This window comes from Deinococcus aetherius (assembly GCF_025997855.1).
Classification (GTDB): domain Bacteria; phylum Deinococcota; class Deinococci; order Deinococcales; family Deinococcaceae; genus Deinococcus; species Deinococcus aetherius.
On the sequence record NZ_AP026560.1, the window covers coordinates 496,899 to 516,266 of the forward strand.

At 70.4% G+C, this 19,368-nt stretch carries 17 protein-coding genes; 9 read left to right on the plus strand and 8 right to left on the minus strand.

Going from position 1 to position 19,368, the window contains the following annotated elements; translation table 11 throughout:
- Positions 1–9 precede the first annotated feature (9 nt).
- A complete protein-coding gene (locus DAETH_RS02640; protein WP_264776390.1) occupies positions 10–2,196 on the minus strand; it encodes a phosphoethanolamine transferase CptA in 2,187 nt (728 codons plus the stop codon).
- Positions 2,197–2,356: 160 nt separating this feature from the next.
- Between DAETH_RS02640 and DAETH_RS02645 the strand changes: the two genes are divergently transcribed.
- The 3 genes from DAETH_RS02645 to DAETH_RS02655 all read left to right on the plus strand — a co-directional run bounded on the left by DAETH_RS02645 (position 2,357) and on the right by DAETH_RS02655 (position 4,634).
- A complete protein-coding gene (locus DAETH_RS02645) occupies positions 2,357–3,268 on the plus strand; it encodes an MBL fold metallo-hydrolase (protein ID WP_264776391.1) in 912 nt (303 codons plus the stop codon).
- Between the two features lie 200 nt (positions 3,269–3,468).
- A complete protein-coding gene (locus DAETH_RS02650) occupies positions 3,469–4,071 on the plus strand; it encodes a Dps family protein (RefSeq protein ID WP_406585100.1) in 603 nt (200 codons plus the stop codon).
- Positions 4,072–4,142: 71 nt separating this feature from the next.
- Entirely contained in the window at positions 4,143–4,634 is a 492-nt protein-coding gene (locus DAETH_RS02655) for a DUF4385 domain-containing protein (RefSeq protein WP_264776392.1), read from the plus strand.
- A 103-nt stretch (positions 4,635–4,737) separates the two neighbouring features.
- Here DAETH_RS02655 and DAETH_RS02660 read toward each other — a convergent pair whose 3' ends face one another.
- The gene (locus DAETH_RS02660) at positions 4,738–5,343 is read right to left on the minus strand and encodes a molybdenum cofactor guanylyltransferase (RefSeq protein WP_264776393.1); all 606 of its coding nucleotides are present in this window, start codon (positions 5,341–5,343) and stop codon (positions 4,738–4,740) included.
- Positions 5,340–6,767, minus strand: coding sequence for an aldehyde dehydrogenase family protein (locus tag DAETH_RS02665; RefSeq protein ID WP_264776394.1), 1,428 nt, complete (start codon positions 6,765–6,767; stop codon positions 5,340–5,342). Before DAETH_RS02665 ends, DAETH_RS02660 begins: the two co-directional genes overlap by 4 nt.
- Before the next feature lie 122 nt (positions 6,768–6,889).
- On the opposite strand from DAETH_RS02665, the gene DAETH_RS02670 reads away from it, so the two are divergent.
- Positions 6,890–7,363 carry a multidrug DMT transporter gene (locus tag DAETH_RS02670; protein ID WP_264776395.1) on the plus strand — a complete coding sequence of 158 codons (474 nt, stop codon included), beginning with the start codon at positions 6,890–6,892 and terminating at the stop codon, positions 7,361–7,363.
- Between the two features lie 529 nt (positions 7,364–7,892).
- On the opposite strand, the gene DAETH_RS02675 is transcribed toward DAETH_RS02670, so the two are convergent.
- Positions 7,893–8,651, minus strand: a complete 759-nt coding sequence (locus tag DAETH_RS02675; RefSeq protein ID WP_264776396.1) for a GNAT family N-acetyltransferase — start codon at positions 8,649–8,651, stop codon at positions 7,893–7,895.
- Positions 8,652–8,747: 96 nt separating this feature from the next.
- Between DAETH_RS02675 and DAETH_RS02680 the strand changes: the two genes are divergently transcribed.
- Positions 8,748–11,171, plus strand: a complete 2,424-nt coding sequence (locus DAETH_RS02680; protein ID WP_264776397.1) for a glutamine--tRNA ligase/YqeY domain fusion protein — start codon at positions 8,748–8,750, stop codon at positions 11,169–11,171.
- Between the two features lie 38 nt (positions 11,172–11,209).
- Here DAETH_RS02680 and DAETH_RS02685 read toward each other — a convergent pair whose 3' ends face one another.
- Positions 11,210–11,635, minus strand: a complete 426-nt coding sequence (locus DAETH_RS02685; RefSeq protein WP_264776398.1) for a hypothetical protein — start codon at positions 11,633–11,635, stop codon at positions 11,210–11,212.
- Positions 11,636–11,758: 123 nt separating this feature from the next.
- On the opposite strand from DAETH_RS02685, the gene DAETH_RS02690 reads away from it, so the two are divergent.
- Entirely contained in the window at positions 11,759–12,343 is a 585-nt protein-coding gene (locus DAETH_RS02690) for a hypothetical protein (RefSeq protein ID WP_264776399.1), read from the plus strand.
- A gap of 83 nt (positions 12,344–12,426) precedes the next feature.
- On the opposite strand, the gene DAETH_RS02695 is transcribed toward DAETH_RS02690, so the two are convergent.
- Together DAETH_RS02695 and DAETH_RS02700 are read right to left on the minus strand one after the other, a co-directional pair.
- Entirely contained in the window at positions 12,427–12,942 is a 516-nt protein-coding gene (locus tag DAETH_RS02695) for a hypothetical protein (protein WP_264776400.1), read from the minus strand.
- 63 nt (positions 12,943–13,005) lie between these two features.
- Entirely contained in the window at positions 13,006–14,406 is a 1,401-nt protein-coding gene (locus DAETH_RS02700) for a tetratricopeptide repeat protein (RefSeq protein ID WP_264776401.1), read from the minus strand.
- A 401-nt stretch (positions 14,407–14,807) separates the two neighbouring features.
- On the opposite strand from DAETH_RS02700, the gene ftsH reads away from it, so the two are divergent.
- Complete coding sequence (gene ftsH / locus DAETH_RS02705) at positions 14,808–16,667, plus strand: ATP-dependent zinc metalloprotease FtsH (protein WP_264776402.1); 1,860 nt, start codon at positions 14,808–14,810, stop codon at positions 16,665–16,667.
- Positions 16,668–16,721: 54 nt separating this feature from the next.
- Here ftsH and DAETH_RS02710 read toward each other — a convergent pair whose 3' ends face one another.
- A complete protein-coding gene (locus DAETH_RS02710; protein ID WP_264776403.1) occupies positions 16,722–17,243 on the minus strand; it encodes a DinB family protein in 522 nt (173 codons plus the stop codon).
- Positions 17,244–17,450: 207 nt separating this feature from the next.
- On the opposite strand from DAETH_RS02710, the gene DAETH_RS02715 reads away from it, so the two are divergent.
- Positions 17,451–17,984, plus strand: coding sequence for a (4Fe-4S)-binding protein (locus DAETH_RS02715; RefSeq protein ID WP_264776404.1), 534 nt, complete (start codon positions 17,451–17,453; stop codon positions 17,982–17,984).
- Between the two features lie 8 nt (positions 17,985–17,992).
- Positions 17,993–19,303 carry a thymidine phosphorylase gene (locus DAETH_RS02720; protein WP_264776405.1) on the plus strand — a complete coding sequence of 437 codons (1,311 nt, stop codon included), beginning with the start codon at positions 17,993–17,995 and terminating at the stop codon, positions 19,301–19,303.
- Positions 19,304–19,368: the final 65 nt, after the last annotated feature.

Genomic DNA, 19,368 nt, shown 5'->3' on the forward strand with positions numbered 1-19,368 from the left:
TTCCCAGCCTTACCCGCCCACGTGAACCACGGGACGACGGGCGGCGTCCTCCTCGGCGCGGCGCAGGACCTCGTGGGTGAGGGGCGGGATGTCGCCCTCGCCCGCCAGGAGGAAGCGCAGGGCGTTTCCGGCAGGGCCCTTCTCGCTCCACTCGAAGTAGACATGGGGGGGCACGCCGGTCAGGTCGCGGACATGCAGCAGCACGGCGGCGATGGTGTTGGGCACCGAGTTGCCCCGGGCACGCAGAATGGCGTGGCGGCCCACCCGCACGCCGCAGATGGTCACGGCGTCGCTGAAGTTGCTGGGGTCGGTGACCTCGACCTCCAGGAAGAGGGCGGCCTCACGCTGCGGCAGGTGGGTGTCGAGCCGCACCTCCAGCTCCTTGAGGCGGTACTCGGTGGTGTCCCCGGCGTTCAGGCGGTTGGCGATGAAGCGCACCGGGAGGCCCCGCCCCGCCGTCTCGCGCAGCAGCCGCTCGGCCTCGGGGTCGAGGTTGACCTGCTGCACCCGCAACTCGGTGGAGCGGCTCACGCGCGAGGCGACGCTGAAGACCAGGATGGCCGCGATAAAGAGCCCCGCGATGTACAGGCCCTCGGGACGGCCCGTCACGGTCACCACGCTCGTGTAGATGAAGAGCGCGCTGATCACGGCGAAGGCGAGCGCCCACCCCCGGTGTCGGCGGCGCCACTCGGTCAGGAACACCGCGACCGCCGCCGAGGTCATCAGGGCGAGCACGCCCGTCGCGTAGGCGCCCGCCTGCGCGTCCACGTTGGCGCGGAACAGCAGGGTCACGAGGAAGCTGACCAGGGTGAAGATCACGACGAGGGGCCGGGTGGCGCGGGCCCAGTCGGGGGCCATGCCGTAACGCGGCAGGTAACGGGGCACGATGTTCAGCAGCCCCGCCATCGCGCTCGCCCCCGCGAACCACAGGATCAGGACGGTGGAGAGGTCGTACAGGGTCCCGAAGCCCTCGCCCAGCCGCTCGTGCGCGAGGTAGGCCAGGGCACGCCCGTTCGCCTCGCCCGCCGGTTTGACCACCGTCACCGCGTCCGACCCGGTGGCCGGGGTGGGCGTGACCGTCACGGTGAGGGGCACCGTTCCGCCGGTCGTCTGCGCATTCACCGTGAAGGTGCCCGTGCGCCCGGCGGGCAGGCGGAGGGTGTACAGCTCCTGGGGGTCACCGGCGTCGTCGAGCGGCACGTTGACCACGGCGCGGCCCGCGTTGAGGTCGGCGGCGTTCACGTTGCGCGTGGAGGTGACCCCCGGCCAGAACTGCGCGCGGGGGATCAGCAGCGTCGTCACGAGCGCCGAGCCCAGCAGCATCACGCTCATCAGGAGGGCGGCGGTCGTGAGGAGCTTCTGCGCGTTGCGGATGCGCCCGGCGAGCCGCTCCTGGGGAGAGCCCTGCCCGCCCCGGATCAGCGGCATGACGACCACGCCCGTCTCGAAGCCGCTCAGGCCCAGCGCCAGCCGGGGAAAGACCAGGAGCGCCGCCCCGATCAGGGCCAGCGGCGAGAGGTAGGCCTGCGAGAGCCCCGCCCACCAGTCGCCCACCACGCCGGGATGGGCGAACACGCCCTGCGCCCCCCGCCCGATCACGACCGCGCTCAGGCCGATGTAGAGCACCACCAGCCCGACCGCGATCCCGATGGCCTCCTTGAAGCCCTTGAGGAACACCGCCCCCAGCAGCGCGATCAACCCCAGCGTGATGGGGATCTGCCCCCCCGCCACGTAGGGCTTGACCATCGGGTTCTCGACGACGTGGGCCGCCGCGTCCGCCGCCGACAGGGTGATGGTGATCACGAAGCCCGTCGCCACGAAGCCGATCAATGCGAGCACGAGCAGCTTGCTCGGCCAGTACGCGAGCAGCCGTTCGAGCATGGAGATCGAGCCGTCCCCGTGGGGGCTTTCCTGCGCGACCCGGCGGTACATGGGCAGCGCCCCGAAGAGGGTCACGAGCACGAGCACGAGCGTCGCCACCGGGGAGAGCGCCCCCGCCGCGAGCGCCGCGATGCCCGGCTGGTACCCCAGGGTGGAGAAGTAATCCACGCCCGTGAGGCACATGACCTGCCACCAGGGATGCTTGTGCTTCTGCTCGCGTGCGCTCCGCTCGTCCTCGTAGAAGCCCTCGCGCTCGGGGGGGTCCGTCTCCAGAAACCAGCGGGTGAAGGGGCTGCGGGACCTTGCCGACGACATTGCGGCAGCTTACTCCTCTGTCCGGCGGGGTGACTCTTCTATGGTCTCTATTCGGGGGAGGGCGGCGGGAGAGCCGGGAGAAGTTTTCGGGTTCCAGGTGTTCGGGCGGCCACGGCCGAGGCCGTCCGCCGAGCGGACCTTCCACCGTACCCTGTCTCCCATGGCCCCCGAACTCCAGACCCTCGCCCCCGGCGTTCACTTTCTCCCCGGCGCGGTGAACAGCGTCGTCCTCGAAGACCGCCGGGGTGGCGCCCTGCTGGTGGACACCGGCCTCGACGAGTCGCACGCGCGCAGGCTGCTGCGGGCGCTGGAGGCCTTGGCCCTCACCCCCACCGGCATCCTGAACACCCACAGCCACGCCGACCACCACGGGGGCAACGCCTTCATCCTGAAACGCTTCCCGGACCTCAAGGTCTTCGCCCCGCCGCTTGAGGAGGCAATCATCCGGCAGCCCATCCTCGAACCCCTCACCCTCTTCGGAGCGCGGCCCCCGCGCGATCTCCAGACGAAATTCCTCCTCGCCCCCCCCAGCCCCGCCCGGCTTGCCCCCGAACCCGGCCTGGCGCGGATCGGGGGGGTGGACCTCGAACTCATCGAGGTGGCCGGGCACGCGAGCATGATGTTCGCGGTGCGGGTGGGAGAGGTGCTCTACGCCGCCGACGCGCTCTTCGGGCCGGAGTCGCTGGAGAAGCACCCGCTGACCTTCTGCGCTGACTCCCGCCTCCAGAAGGAGGCCGCCGCCCGGCTGGGCGAATTGGAGGGCGTGCGCGTCGTCCTGCCGGGGCACGGGGGGCCGAGCCAGGACCTCGCGGGGCTGGTGGCGGCCAACCTCGCCGCGTACGGGCGGGTCACGGCGGCGGTGCGGGAGGCCGTGCGGGAAGGGGCCGCCCCCGTGGACGAGCTTCTGGCCCGCGTGTGCTGCGCACTGGGGGTGACGATGACGAACGCGGGGGCCGTCGTGCTCAACCGGGCTGTGGTGAGCGCCCACCTGACTGAGCTGCTGGAGCGCGGCGAGGTGGAGATGGGGGTGGAGGGCAACCGGCTCCTTTTCCACCCGGTGGCCGGAGGGTGAAGGAATGGCTTAGGGGCCGGGTGGGGGAGGGAGGGTAGCGTGGACACATGACGCGAGCGAGCAAGGGGACGAAGACGGGCGGCACGGGCAAGACGGGGGTCGGCCGGACCTCCCGGAAGAAGGCGGCGGACCAGGAGAGCGCCGTCCAGGAACCGCAGGTCCAGGACATGCCGACCCAGGACGAGACTACCCCGGAGATGATGGCGCAGACGGCGCAGGACGGGACCCTCCAGGCGGAGGGCGAGGGCGCACCGGGGGCCGAGGCCCAGGGCGAGGCCAAGGCCGACGCGGCGCATCTGAACACCCCGCACAACCGGCTGGTGGACCACGGCTACCTGACGGAGGAGGAGTTCGGCACGGTCGCCGAGACGTTGCAGCGCAACCTGGCGACGACGATCAGCCTCTACCTCAAGTTCAAGAAGTACCACTGGGACATCCGGGGCCGCTTCTTCCGCGACCTGCACCTCGCCTATGACGAGTTCATCGAGGAGATTTTCGACGGCATCGACGAGCAGGCCGAGCGCCTCGTCGCGCTGGGGGGCAGCCCGGTCGCCGCGCCGAGCGACATTGAACGCTTCAGCCTGATCCAGGTGCCCACCGAGACCGTCCGCGACGCCCGCACGCAGGTGGCCGACCTCGTGCAGGACCTCACGCGCGTCTCGCGCGGCTACCGCGACGACTCCAAGGCGGTAGACGACGCCAATGATCCCGTCACCGCCGACCTGTACAACGGCTACGCGGGCACCCTCGACAAGATTCGCTGGATGCTCCAGGCGATGATGGACGACGACCGCATGAACTGAAGGGCGCGAGAAGGCGGATGGCAGAAGGTCAAACGCCTTTTGCCATCCGCCTTCCGCCTTCTGCTCCTCCCATGCCGAAATTCGACTACAGCCTGAACTACGCCGAACTCGACCTGCGCCTCCACCCCGAACTCTACCGGGTGGGCGTGGGCGAGCAGGGCGTTTTGCTGGTGCAGCCGTACAAGTCGGAAATCTTGCCCCACTGGCGCTTCGCCACCCCCGAGGCCGCGCGGGAGAGCAGCGAGAAGATCTACGCGATGTTCCTCGACTACCTCGCCAAAGGAGACTTCGTGGGGGCGGATATGGCCCGCAAGTTCCTCCAGATGGGTTTTACCCGCTCGCGGCGCTACGCCAACCACAAGGGGGGCAAGAAGTACGACGGCCCGGTTCCCGAGGACAAGAAGGGCCGCAGCGGGGCGCACGGCCGCGCCGAGTTGCCCCGCTCGCCGGAGGACCCCGTGAAGGCCGAGTCCGCCCGCATCTTCAAGGCGAAATGGGACGAGGCGGAGGCAAATCCTGAGTACGCGCGGCTAAAAGGGGAGCACCGGGAGCGGTACGGGTGAGGGACCGCACAGGGCGCCGATCCGGCGAGCCTGGCCGCATGAGTTTGACCTGGGCTGCATACCGCGCTATATTCCTTACATCACCGCCCGGGAGGCGGCTTTTTTATTGCCGCCCCCCTCCCAACGCGGCGAGATCGGCGGGTGTATTGACGTTCCGCAGAGCGTCCGGCGCGGCGGCCCGCACGACCGCGAAGGGGACGAGCACGGTCGTCTCCCCGTCCGAGGCGGCGCGCAACCGGCGTTCCCCCGCGTCCAGCCGCGCCGTGACGTGCGGCAGGAGGGACGTGTGGTACAGCGCGGCGAGGGGCTGGGGCCGCCCCGCGTCATCGAGCGCGAGGACGGCCTGGGCGTCTGGCGTCCGCGCGGCGGCAAGCGCGGCCCAGTAGGCAGGGGTGAGGCGGGGCATGTCCACTCCCGCGAAGGCGACCCAGCCCGGGCCCATACCGGCCCCGGCGGCTTGCAGGGCCGCCTCCAGCGCCCCCAGCGGCCCCTCGCCGGGCCGGGTGTCGGGCACCGGGCGCCAGCCGGGCAGCGCGTACCGCCCGGGCGGGGCGACGAGGAGCCGCAGCGGGCACCCCTCCAGACTCGCGGCGACGTGGTGGAGGAGGGGGCGGCCCTCCAGGGCGGCGAGGGCCTTGTCACTCCCGAAACGGCTGGACCGCCCGCCCGCCGTGACGGCCCCCGCGAAGTCGAAGGGCGGGCCGGTCACCGTTCGAGCTTGCGCAGCGCCCAGGCGACGAGGCGGGGCGCGGGGCGTCCGTAGGGCGGGTACATGAACTGCACCGGGCTAGCGGCGGGTTCGCGCAGCACCGCCCGCTCGTGGCTGAAGGTGCGGAAGCCGTACTCGCTGTGGTAGCGCCCGCTCCCGCTCGCGCCGACCCCCCCGAAGGGCAGGTGGGGGTTGCTGAGGTGAATGACCGTCCCGTTCACGACCAGCCCGCCGCTCGTCGTCTCGCGGGTGACGCGCTCCACGGCGGCCCGGTCCCGCGCGAAGGCGTACAGCGTGAGGGGCGGGTCGAGGCGGCGCACGAGCGCCAGCGCCTCCTCCAGCGTGCGGTACGTCAGGACGGGCAGCACCGGGCCGAAGAGTTCCTCCCGCATCAGGGGCATCCTCGGCGTCACGTCCGCGACCACGGTGGGGGAGACGAAGCGCGCCGCCGGGTCGAACTCGCCGCCCAGCACCACGTGCGCCCCCGCTGCCACGCTCTCGCGGGTCAGGCGCTCCAGCCGCTTCACGCTCCCCCCGTCCACCAGCCGCCCGTAGTCCGGCCCGGCCCGCAGCCACGCCCGGTCTCCGAAGCGGTGGGCGACCACCGCGTCCACCCGGAGCACGAAGGCGTCGCGCAACCCCTCCGGCACGAGCACGTAGTCGGGCGCCACGCAGGTCTGCCCGGCGTTCAGGAACTTGCCCCATGCGATGCGCTCGGCGGCGAGCCCCAGGTCCGCGCTCGCGTCGATGACCGCCGGGCTCTTGCCCCCCAGTTCCAGCGTCACGCCCGTCAGGTTGGGCGCGGCGGCGGCGAGGACCTTCCGCCCGACCTCCCCGCTCCCCGTGAAGAAGATGTGGTCGAAGGGGAGAGCGGTGAGAGATTCGGCCACCCCCGCGTCCCCCTCGACCACCGCGACGAGGTGCGGCCCGAAGACCTCCTCCAGCAGGAGGCGCAGGGCGCGGGCGGTCGCGGGGGCCTTCTCGCTGGGCTTGAGGATGACCGTGTTCCCCGCCGCGAGGCTCGCCGCCAGTGGCACGAGCGCGAGGTTCACCGGGTAGTTCCAGGGGCTCAGGATCAGGGTCACCCCGCGCGCCTCCGGCCGCACCTCGCTGCGGGAGCCGAGCAGGCTGGACGGGGTGGGCACCCGCCTGGGCCGCATCCAGCCCGGCAGGTGGTGGAGGATGTGGCTCAGCTCCTCCACGACCGGGTGAAGCTCGGTGATCTCCGCCTCCGCCCGGCTCTTGCCCAGGTCTGCCCTCAGCGCGGCGGCGAGGTCGGCCCGGCGTGTCTGGATGGCCTTCCTCAGCCGCCGCAGCGTCGCCTGGCGCTCGGCGGCGTTCGTTTGGGCGGCCTGCCAGCGGTGGACGCGCTGCAACTCGAACAGGGTCTGGAGGTCGGCGGAGGGCGGGGTGGCAGTGGTCATGGAACCTCCCGGCGGGACGGGCTATGGTATGTCAACTTGCACCGAGTCTAAACCCTGCCCCGGAAGGTCACATTAAGACGAATTGGGCTTGACAATTCTGCCAGAAACAGAACAATGCAATTATGGAGAATCTGTTGAAGAAGGCTGGCGCGATGCTGGCGCACCTGGAGATGTTCAACCACATGCTGCACCTGCGGGGGCTGCTTCAGCTCGCGGCGCACATGGAGGAGCGCGGCGACCGGGTGACCCTGATCTCGCCCGAGGCGATCACGCTCGTCGGGGCCGACATGACGACGGACCCCAGCGTCACCACGAGCAAGGGGGCGACGGTCGAGGCGGGCACAGCCTACAGCGTGCTGCGGACCCTCAAGGGGCACGACGCGCCGGAGTACGCCGTCACGCGTGAGGAACTCAAGGCGCTGAACGCGCGGGCGGTCGCGGACCTGGAGGCGAGCGACGCCATGCGGGCCTTCGGGGAGACGCTGGCGCGGATCGGGGTGCCGAGTGGGGCGGGGGTGGACACGGCGCCGGAGCGGCCCACGCGTGGTCGCCGGGCCGCCGAGGCGGAGGGGGCGCCGGAGCAGCCTGCGGCGTAAGGAGGTCGGTTTTTGCGCGCATCTCGCCTTAGCTGGCGGGGTGCGTGTTTTCCTGGGGGCAGGGTGTCTTGCTCCGTTTGCCCCCACCCCCCAACCCCCTACCCCCTCAGGGGGCAGGGGGAGCTTTCCGCTGCGCTCGGCAAGGGCACACGGGCGGCGCGGGTGGTCGGGTCCTTCTGAACGCAATGTCTGATCTTGTCGCCTCCCGTCGGCGGGCCCACCGTCTCGCTGCGCGAGCCGACGTGGTCGTGGGCCAGGACTGTTCGCTCCCTTCCACTCAGAGGGGGTCCGGATAGACGTTTAAACAGCGCAAAGGCTCCCGCTCTTTTTGCTCCTCCCCCCTTGTGGGGGAGGCTGGGAGGGGGGGCGTGTGACCAACGCCGACACCTTTCACTGCCTACCACCCATCTTTTCGTCTCTTCTCCTGGTGGGGACTTGTAGAGCTGCTTGCAGAGGCGGGGAGGGGGGAGTGCCGCAAACGCCCCCCCCACCCCTTCCCGCCCCATCCAGCCTCCTCGCCCCTGCGACCTCAGCTTCCCCCCGCACCCCGCCCTCGCCAGTAGTGCGGCGTCTCCGTGGCGGGCAGGAGGGCGAGGGTGGCGGGGTTGCCCGCCCGTTCGGCGAGGGCGGCGGCCTCGCGTTCGGCTCTGGCCTTGCCCAGCCAGCCGTCCCAGTAGGCGCGGAGGGTCCCCGTGACCAGTTCGGTCGGCACGGTGTTGCCGCCGTCGAGCGGGTTGTAGATCAGGTCGAGATCGGTGAGCGGTCCGCCATCTGGGCCGCCCACGGGCTGCCAGTAGGGCGCGTCCACGGTGCGGTAGCCCAGGGCGTTCAGGGCCCGGCGGCGGGTGAGGGGGTCGGTGCCGACCCGTGCCTCGGCCTCGCGGTCCCCCGGGTCCTGGCGCCCGGCGTACACGCTGTCGGCGAAGAGGCCCGCCAGGCCGTGGGCCCGCACGTCCTCCAGCCTCGCCTCGTGGAGGGCGCGGCTGATACCCCGGCCCCGCGCCTCCCTCGCCACGGCCACGAAGGAGCTGAAGCCCGCCTCCGGCAGCAGGTGGTAGACGGTGCCGCCCAGGACCCGGCCCGACGCGTCCTCGGCGACCAGGATGCGGTCGCGGCGTGGCCCCCGTCCTCTCCCCCCGACGAGGTGGGGAAACGCCCCGGGTGGAATGAGCATGTCGGGCGCGTAGTAGCTCTCCTCCTGGATGTGCCCGAAGGCTTCGAGAGCCGGATCGTGGGGGGTGGTGACGCGGCGGACGGTCACCGAGGCCGGGTTCGTGATCGGGGTCATGCCGGGCAACGTAGCTCCGGGGCGCGGGCGGAACCGTGACGGCCCATCGTGGAGCGCCATCATCGAGCACAGGGGCCGGGCGGTATCCTGGGGCCAATGACCGGCTCCGACGACGCCACCACGGGCGAGGACACGGCGGCGAGCACCGCTCCCCGTGTCGCCCCCAACTTCATCACCGAGACCATCGAACGCGACCTGGAGGCGGGCAAGTACCCGCAGGTCGTCACCCGCTTTCCGCCCGAGCCCAACGGCTACCTGCACCTGGGGCACACCTTCGCGTCCTTCCTCGACTTCCAGACCGCCGTGCAGTACGGGGGCCGCTACCACCTGCGGATGGACGACACCAACCCGGAAGGCGAGAGCATGGAGTTCGCCGAAGGCATCCAGGACGACCTCGCGTGGCTGGGGTGGGACTGGGGCGACCACCTCTACTACGCCTCGGACAGCTTCGAGCGGTACTACGCCTTCGCCGAGCGGCTGATCGAGCTGGGCAAGGCCTACGTGGACTCGGTGAGCGGTGAGGAGATGGCTCGCCTGCGCGGCAGCGCGACCCAGCCGGGCACGCCCAGCCCCTACCGCGACCGCACGGTGGAGGAAAACCTGGGGCTCTTCCGCCGGATGCGCGCCGGGGAGTTTCCCGACGGGGCCCACGTGCTGCGCGCGAAGATCGACCTCGCCTCTCCCAACATGAAGCTGCGTGACCCGGTGCTGTACCGCATCCTGCGCGCCACCCACTACCGGACCGGGGACGAGTGGTGCATCTACCCGATGTACGACTTCCAGCATCCCCTCCAGGACGCGCTGGAGGGCGTGACCCACTCGATGTGCTCGCTGGAGTTCGTGGACAACCGGGCGATCTACGACTGGCTGATGGAGACGCTGGGCTTCTCGCCCCGCCCCCACCAGTACGAGTTCGGGCGCCGCAGCCTGGAGTACACGGTGGTGAGCAAGCGCAAGCTGCGGCGGCTGGTGCAGGAGGGGCACGTGACGGGCTGGGACGACCCCCGGATGCCCACCCTGCGCGCCCAGCGGCGGCTCGGCGTGACGCCTGGGGCGATCCGCGCCTTCGCCGCGAGCATTGGGGTGAGCCGCACGAACCGCACCGTGGACATCGCCGTGTACGAGAACGCGGTGCGCGATGACCTCAACCACCGCGCTCCACGCGTGATGGCGGTGACCGACCCGGTGCGGGTGGTGCTTCAGAACCTCCCGGCGGGGGAGGCGCGCACCCTCTCCCTGCCGTACTGGCCGCACGACGTGATCCGTGATTCCCCGGACGGCCTCGTCGCCCTGCCGAGCGGCGCGCGGGTCCCGCCCGAGCGGGCCGTGCGCGACGTGCCCCTCACCCGCGAGCTGTATATCGAGCGCGAGGACTTCAACCCCGATCCCCCGAAGGGCTACAAGCGCCTCACGGTGGGCGGCACGGTGCGGTTGCGCGGGGCCGGGATCATCCGGGCCGACTCGTTCGAGACGAACGACGCCGGGCAGGTCATGGCCGTTCAGGCGACCCTCCTCGGCGAGGAGGCGAAGGCGGCGGGCGTCATCCACTGGGTCAGTGCCGAGCACGGCCTCCCCGCCGAGTTCCGGCTGTACGACCGCCTCTTCCGGGTGCCCCACCCCGAGGGCGAGAATCCGGACGACATCGCCCCCGACTTCGACCCCGAACGCATGAGCCACGAGAACGAGGCGGTGCCCCTGGACGCCGGGTTCCTGCGCTTCCTGAACCCCCACAGCCTGAGGGTCACGCGCGGCTACGTCGAGCCCGGCGTGGCGAAGGACCCGCCGGAGACCCGCTACCAGTTCGAGCGGCAGGGCTACTTCTGGCGCGATCCCGTGGACAGCCGGGAGGACGCACTGGTGTTCGGGCGGATCATCACCCTCAAGGACACCTGGGGCCGGGAGCAGAAGGCGGAAGGCGGAAGGCAGAAGGCCGAGAGGCAGGCGCCGAAGGCCGAGGTTCCGCCGCCCACCCCCCACGCTCCCCAGCCCCTCACCGCCGAGCAGGAGGCGGAGGTCGCCCGCCTGACCGCCCAGGGTGTCGCGGAGGCCGACGCGCGGACGCTGGCGCGCGATCCCGTGCTGGGCGCCTTCTTCGCCGGGGCGGACGCGAGCGAACACGCCGCTCAGGTCGCCGCCTGGACCGTCAACGACCTCGCCCCCGCCCTGCGCTCGGGGGAGGCCCGCCTCCAGGCCGCCGACCTCCCCGCGCTCGCCGCACTCCTGGCCGGGGGACAGATCAGCTCCCGCATCGCCAGGGACGTGCTCACCCGCGCCTCCAGGTCGGGCGAGGCGCCCGCCTCCATCGTGGAGCACGAGGGGCTGCGCGTGGTGACCGATACGGGCGCCATCGAGGCCGCCATCGACGAGGTGATGCGCGCCAACCCCGACAAGGTGGAGGCGTACCGGGGGGGTAAGACGGGGCTGATGGGCTTTTTCACGGGTCAGGTCATGCGCGCGACGGGCGGCAAGGCGGACCCGAGGGTGGTCGCGCAGCTTCTCGGCTCCCGCCTGGGGGGTTGAGGACGGCGCTCAGTCGTCCTGCCGCAGCGCGGCGCAGGTCAGCACGGCGACGAGGGCCAGCAGCAGGGGCGGAGCGTCGCCGCCGAGAACGTTGTCGGCCCCGATGTGCCGCCCCCCAGCCTTCCCCACACCTCGCCAGCGATCACGGTGAGGGCCACGTCGAACCCCAGGAGTTCGCCCCAGCGCCCGGTGATGCGGCTTTCACGGGAGGTCAGGGTCACGTCCGCACCCGTGAACTTCCCGCCGACCCGCGCCCTGAGGGTGTGGTCGTCCAGGGTGGCCTCCACGTCGTTCCCGATGACTGCCCCGCCCACGCGCCCGGTCACCCGCTTTCCCACCATCCTCAGCGTGAGGTCGTTTCCCGCCCCGCCCCCGAGCCGTTCCGTGAGGGAGCTGGGTTCTGCGCTCAACCTCACGGCGTAGCGCCGCCCGAGGCCTTCGACCTGACCCGTGATCGTGGGCATGGGGTCAGCCTGCCGGAAAGAGATCAGGCCGGGGTAGGCTCGGCTGTCTCTCCCGCCGGACCCGCAACCCGGCTTGGCGCTCCTCTCATCCCGGCCTGTCTGCCCAACCACAGACTGTGACTCATGAAACACCTCCTTTTCCCGACGGTGGCCCAGGCCGACGCATTCGTTCAGGAACTCCAGTCCCGTGGCGTGATCCAGCCCGAGATGGGGCAGACCTCTCTGAACCGGAGCGGTGGGATGAGCGGCGGCATGAGCAGCACGGGCGGCATGTCCGCGACGGAGACCACCACGACCACGGTGAGTGACGGCAGCGCGCCGCCCTACGTGGAGGGTGGCGTGGCCGAGGAGGCCGGAGACGGCGCGATCAAGGGCACGGGTGTGGGCGCGGCAGTGGGCACCATCGCGGGCGCGGTCGCCACGGCGGCCACGGGCGGGCTGGCGGCGGTCCCGGTGATTCTCGGCATGGCAGCGCTCGGCTCGGGCGTGGGCGCGGGCGTCGGGGCCGTCGGCGGCGCGGCGGGGTCGGACGACGCGATGGACACCACGCGCGGCGGTTACCAGAGCAGCTACGACATCAGCGGCGAGCAGCACGACCGCCTGAGCAGTGGGATGTCCTCGGGCGGCCGGGCCATCGCGGTGGACGACTCCGTTCCCGCCGACATCGTGTCGGAGGTGGCGGCGCGGCACGGCGGGCAGTTCGTCTGAGCCGTTAGATAAGAGGGGGAGGCAGAGTGTGAGGCTCTGCCTCCCCTTCCCTATGCCAGCGGCGAGATGGGTCTGCGTCTTTTTCACCGGACAGACCATGCGGGCGGTGGGGCCGTAGTGGAGGAGGAGCAGTGGAGGAGGAAAGGTTGCTCCTCGCGGTCCACTACCAGTGCATAGGCCTGATTGTTCAGCGCCACGCACAGTCGGGTTTGCGGTGGAGAAGGCACACTGAAGTCACCCATCAGCAGGCCAACCTTCTCTCCGTTCAGGAGAATGTCTGCTTCAAAATCGATGCCGGAGTAGCGCGGACTCCACTGGGCAGTAAAGGTCACCAGATCACCTGTTCTCAGGCCCGTGAACGTATAGGTCCTGCCTGCCACGTTCAGGGTGCCGTTTGCCCGGCACTGAGTTTTGGAGACGTAAGCAGCGGTAGAGGTGAGCTGAGCCGTCACCTCGGAACCAGAGCCATCGCTCCGAAGCTCACGCATAACTCCCTGGTAGGTCCCCCGAAGGACCAGTGGGTCGGTGGGCACCCTCACTTCTATCGGCGTGACACCTGTACAGCCGGAAAGCAGAGCCGCCGCCAGAGGCAGGATCAAAAGACTCCTCATTGCAAGCTCGGCCTAAAGGGGATGAACCCTCCTTTCCTCCCCCACCCCTCCCTAGTTCAGCATCCGCCCGCCGTTCTGTCCCATCAGGGCGGCGGCCTTTTTCAGGTGGTCTTGCAGGGTGCCGTGCCAGTCGTCGCTCTCGGGCGTGTGCTCCAGCGCCTGCTGGGCGTGGGCGTAGGCGGCGGCAGGGTCCTTGAAGCCCTGCTGGGCCATCACGTCGGCGGCCATCTGGTGCCCGGTGATCCAGTCGCGGCTGTCGGGCGCCGCCTCGCGCACCACCCGCTCGTAGTGCTCCAGCGCGTCGTCGAGATGGTAGTAGTCGAGCGCCACGCTCCCCAGCACCAGGCTCGCGGGCACCACTGCCCCCTGCGCCAGCGCCTGCTCGGCAGTCTGCTGCGCCTCCTGCAACCGTCCCAGCCGGTAGTCGCACTCGGCGAGGTCGGCGAGCACCTCCGGCTGGTAGGGGTAGTCGGGGTCGGCGAGCACCGCCTCCAACTTCTCGCGCGCCTCGACGGGGCGGTCGAGGTCGAGCAGCGCCACGCCCAGTTCATGCAGCGCGTAGGGACGGTCGGCCTCGGTGGCGACGCTCAGGGCGGCCTCGAAGTGGGCGAGTGCCTTTTCGTGCTGGCCGAGGTGGGTCATGACCTGGCCCCACACCAGCGCCACCCCGTAACTCGGGTCGCCGTGCTCGCGCTCCAGGCGGTCGGCCTCGCGGATGGCCTCCAGCGCGGCCTCCGGCTTCCCGAGGGCGAGGAGGGCCTGGGCGCTGAGGTAATGCCAGGTGGCTAGGTTCAGGCCCTCCTCCGGGTCGCGCCCGGTGTAGAGGGATCGGGCCTGTTCGAGGGCCGAGTGCGCCTCCGCCGCCTGCCCGAGTTGCAGCAGGATCGCCGCGCCCTCCTGAAGCATGATCGCGCGGTTGAGGCCCCCCGCGTGGTGCGCCGCCTCCGCGTACAGGTGTACGGCCTCCTGGAGGTGCCCGAGCTGTTCCTCGCAGTCGGCCTGCCAACTGCGCAGCCGCCAGCGCAGGTGCGGCGGCAGCTCCGGGAGCGGCAGGTGAATGTCCAGCGCCTCCTGGGGCCGCTCGGCGAGGGCCAGGGCGCTCAGGGCGTGGAAGCGGGCGAGAGGGTCGGGAGCCTCGCGAACGCCCTGGGCGGGCAGGGCGGCGTCCGGGCCCCGCGAGCGGGCGTCGAGTTCGGCGCTCAGGGCGAGGTAGAGGGCGTCCCCGCGCAGGGCCGGGTCGAGGGTGCGCGCCTCGCGCAGCGCCGCGCCGACCTCGGCGGTGGCGGCGTCGCCGTACAGGGCGTGGACGCTGGCGAGGTAGAGGGCGATGCGGGCGCGCTCGGGCTTGCGGGCCTCACTCATGGCGCTTTCGAGCACGTCGAAGGCCGTGTCGTAGTCGCCCCCCGCAAGCGCCGCGCAGGCCTGCTGCCAGGTGGTGGGCACGTCGATCATCACCCCTCAGAATAGCGCGGGGGAGGGTGGGAGTCGGGTTCGTGGGCACGAAGGGGCCGAAGGAGGGAACGGCCTCTTTCCCCGAATTCAGGCCGTGGCTGGCAGCGGGCCAGATCGAGGAGGTGGACGTGCGGGAGACCGGGCGATGGCAGCGCGGTTTGAGTCGGGAGGATCGGGGAGAGTCCAGGCAGGCGCCGCGCCTCTGCCAGACGAGGACACCACCTCCGATTTTGCTGTTCCAGTGCCGCCCGCCACCCCTGCGCCGACGCCTCCCCGACAGGGTTTGGGGACGCTAAAGCCCACGTGTGACGGCGGATACGCACACGCATCTTGAGTCTGGTACACTCAACTTCAGCGGGGCGTGCTTGCGCCCCATCGTTCCCTTTCCCGGAGGACTCCTCTTGAGGCGACTCAATCCCTGGCTGATCGTCCTGTTCGTTCTGGCGCTGTTCCTGATGTTCTCGCAGGCGCCCATGAGCGGACGGTCGAGTGTCAATTACAACGTGTTCAAGGACCTGCTTGACCAGGGCAAAGTCGAGCGGGTGATCGTGCGAGACAACATCGCGCAGGTGCAGCTCACCGAGCCGACCAGCGTGCCGGTGGCGGGCTCGCCCACCCCGCGCGAGATTCCGAGCTTCTCGGTCCGGCTGCCGAGCAACCAGGCCACGCCCGACGCCAGCCTGATCAGTCAGCTTGAGGCCCGGGGCGTGGATTACCGCTTCGACGCTCCCAGCCAGTGGTTCGGTATCCTGATCAACTTCCTGCCCATCATCTTGCTGTTCGGCATGATGTATTTCTTCTTCATGCGCGCCCAGGGCGGCCAGAACGGCGTGATGCAGTTCGGCCAGTCGCGCGCCAAGAAGTACGGCAAGGAAAACCGTGTCCAGACCAAGTTCACAGACGTGGCCGGGCACGAGGAGGCCAAGCGCGAACTCATCGAGGTCGTGGACTTCCTGAAAAACCCCGGCAAGTACCACCAGATCGGCGCCGAGATTCCCAAGGGCGTGCTCCTCGTGGGCCCTCCCGGCACCGGTAAAACTCTGCTCGCGCGGGCCATCGCGGGCGAGGCGGACGTGCCCTTCTTCAGCGTCTCCGCCTCCGAGTTCATGGAGATGTTCGTGGGCGTCGGCGCGAGCCGCGTGCGGACCCTCTTCGAGGACGCCCGCAAGAGTGCCCCGGCGATCATGTTCATCGACGAGATCGACTCCATCGGCCGCAAGCGCGGCGCGGGGATCGGCGGCGGCCACGACGAGCGCGAGCAGACGCTCAACCAGATCCTCTCCGAGATGGACGGCTTCGACAAGACGAGCAGCGTCATCGTGCTCGGCGCGACGAACCGCCCCGACGTGCTCGACCCGGCGCTGCTGCGTCCCGGCCGTTTCGACCGTCAGGTGACCATCGACCTCCCCAACCTCAAGGAGCGCGAGGCGATCCTCAAGGTCCACCTGCGCAACAAGCCGATGGCGGGCGGGGTGGACATCCCTGAGATCGCCAAGAGCACGCCGTACTTCTCGGGTGCGGACCTCAAGAACGTGACGAACGAGGCCGCGCTGGAGGCTGCCCGCCTCGGCAAGACCCAGATCGACATGAGCGACTTCTACCGGGCGCTCGACAAGATCACGCTGGGGTTGGAGAACGCTTCTCTGACGATCAGCCCCGAGGAGAAAAAGGCCATCGCCTACCACGAGGCGGGGCACGCCGTCACCGCCGCCGTGATTCCCGGCAGCGACAAGCTCCAGAAGGTCAGCATCATTCCGCGTGGACGGGCGCTCGGCGCCGCCTTCTACCTGCCGGAGGAGCAGGTGCTGATGAGCAAGGAGCGGCTGGAAAACCAGCTGGTCGTCGCGCTGGGCGGTCGCGCTGCCGAGGAAGTGTTCATGGGCAGCGTGACGAGCGGGGCCGCCGACGACTTCCGCAAGGCGACGAACATCGCCCGCAAGATGGTGCTGGAGTGGGGCATGGGCGAGAACTTCAAGAACATGGCCCTGATGACCGACTCCGGCCCGGTGTTCCTCGGCGAGGACATGGCGAAGCCCAAGGCCTTCTCCGAGCACACCTCGCAGCTTGTGGACGAGGACGTCAAGCGCATCCTCACGCGCGCCTACGACCGCGCCCGCTCGCTCGTGACCGAGTACTCTGGGGCCATGCACGAGGTCGCCGACGCCCTGCTCACGCAGGAACTCATCACGGGCGACGTGGTGCGCGACTCGGTGGCCCGGGCGACGAATAACCCCCAGCCCATGCCGCAGACGACGGCGTAAGCGCAGCTCGAAGGACGAGGCCCCCCGGCAACGGGGGGTTTTTCTTTGTCCTGACTACTCCCGCCAGATGGCCCAGTGCTCGTCCAGAGCTTCCATCTGCTCGGGGGTGCGCCCGCCCTGACGCAACAGGGCCAGCACCTGCCCCCGGTGGTGCGAGTCGTGGACGATGGTGTGCTGGAGGAAGTGGGCGGGGTTCGACCGGTACGCGCCCTCGTTCCAGGGGTCATTGAAGGGCTCGCCCGACGCCAGGTGCGCCCGCACCGCCTCCAGGGCGGCCTCGTCGCCCGCGCCCAGGGCCGCCGCCAGCTCGGCGGGGGGACTGTTCTGCCAGCGCCACAGCGGGTCACCGTCCGCATCCTTCTGCGTATGGTCGAGCAGCGGGTTCGCGTGTTCGGGCGACAGGTTCCACAGCCAGCCGACGCGGAACGCCGCCATGTGCCGCAGGTGCCGCTCGACCGTCCAGCCACCCCGGCCGTCGCTCAGCTCGAAGTCGGCAGGCGTCAGGGCGTCGAGCAGCGTCCCATTGACACGCCCGTTCCGGCGGAAGGATTCGAGCAAAAGACTCAGTTCGTTCATGGCGACCTCTGGGGTGGAGGGTCCTTCTCAAGCCTGCTGGGTCCGCACCGCGCGGATGACGTTCAGGCAGCGGTGGCCCTGCCAGGAAGTCGGCGGGCGTGGGGAGGCCGGGCGGATGGGGAACCGGAGTGTGGGTTGTCGGAGCCTCCAGCCCAGCTTACGCGTGATAGCCGTCAGGACTTGGCGTGTTGGGGCGTAGACTACACCATGACGCCTGTTCCTCCCCTCGGCGACGACCTTCTGCGCGGCAAGGCGTACACGGGAGACGGCGTGACCGTGTACTACGACGCGCCCCGCTGCGTCCACGTCGCCAACTGCGTGCGGGGCCTCCCCGAGGTGTTCCGACCCCGCGAGCGCCCCTGGATTCAGCTCTGGAACGAGGCGGATGCCGGGCAGGTGGCTCAGGTCGTCCGCACCTGTCCGACCGGGGCACTGCACTACGCGCTGGCGAACGGCCAGGCGGAAGCGCCCGAGGTGCCCACTACCATTACCCCCGTCCCCGACGGGCCCCTGGCGATGCGCGGCGACCTGCGGATTCAGACCCAGGGCGGCGAGCAGCGCGAGGTCCGGGCCGCCCTGTGCCGCTGCGGCGCGAGCGGGAACAAGCCCTTCTGCGACGGCACCCACGCGAAGATCAGCTGGAAGAGCGGGGGCGCGACCTCGCCCGAGGTGCGCGGCGACGACGAGCACGGCGAGGGGCAGCGGGCGGACGGGGCAGGGCAGGAGGGGGACCGCCGCTAAACTGCCCCATGACCTCTTCCTCCCTCACCATCCCCGACCTCATCCGCAAGAAACGCGACGGGGAAACGCACATTCGCGCCGAACTCGAACACCTGATCCTGGGCTACACGCGTGGCGAGGTGCCCGACTATCAGGTCAGCTCGTGGCTGATGGCCGTGTACCTGCGCGGCATGACCCCGCAGGAGACGGCCGATCTGACCCTGGTGATGGCCGAGTCGGGCGACGAGCTGAACCTGGCGGGGCTCCCGCGCACCGTGGACAAGCACTCGACCGGCGGCGTGGGCGACAAGACCAGCCTGATCCTGACGCCGATGCTGGCCGCCCTGGGCCTGACGGTCGCCAAGATGAGTGGACGGGGGCTGGCGCACACGGGCGGCACCATCGACAAGCTTGAAAGTTTCCCCGGCTGGACTCCCGAGCTGCCCGAGGAACGCTTCATCGAGCAGGCGCGGGAAATTGGCCTCGCGCTCGTGGGGCAGTCGAAGGACCTCGCGCCCGCCGACGGCAAGCTCTACGCCCTGCGCGACGTGACGGCCACCGTGGACTGCCTGCCCCTGATCGCCTCCTCGATCATGAGCAAGAAGCTCGCCTCGGGGGCGCACACGGTCATCCTCGACGTGAAGGTGGGGGCGGGGGCCTTCATGCGGACGCTGGACGACGGGCGGGCCCTGGCGCGAGCGATGGTGGACATCGGCAGCCATGCCGGGCGGCAGGTCCGCGCCGTGCTCACCGACATGGACGCGCCCCTGGGCCGGATGGCCGGAAACAGCCTGGAGGTGCTGGAGGCGCTGAGCACCCTGCGTGGCGAGGGCCCAGAGGACCTGACCGAACTGTGCGTCGCCCTTGCGGTGGAGGCGCTGGCCGCGTATGGGGAGGAGGAGGAACAGGCGGAGGCCAGGGCCCGCGCGACCCTGCAAGACGGCTCGGCGCTGGCGAAGTTTCGAGCCTTCGTGGAAGCCCAGGGCGGAGATGGGGGTTATGTCGATGATCCCGCAATGCTTGGTGTGGCCCCCGGACGGGCGGAGGTGACAGCCCCCTCCTCCGGCTTCGTGGCGAGAATTGACGCCCTCGCGGTGGGCCGGGCGGTCCTCGCCCTCGGCGGCGGGCGGGAGCGCAAGGGGGAGGCCATCGACCACGGGGTCGGGGTGGAACTGCTGAAAAAGCCCGGCGAGGCCGTGGGGGCGGGCGAGGCGGTGCTGCGGCTCTATCACCGGAATGGGCGCGGGCTGGAGACGGCGCGGGCGCTGCTGGAGGCGGGGCTGAGCGTGGCGGAGACGGCGCCCGAGGTGCAGCCGCTCATCCTTGGCCGGGTGAACTGAGCCAGGTGGTCCTAAACGTTCCCCCAATTCGCCCCCGCGTCCCGCCTCCGGGGTGGGTGTTACCC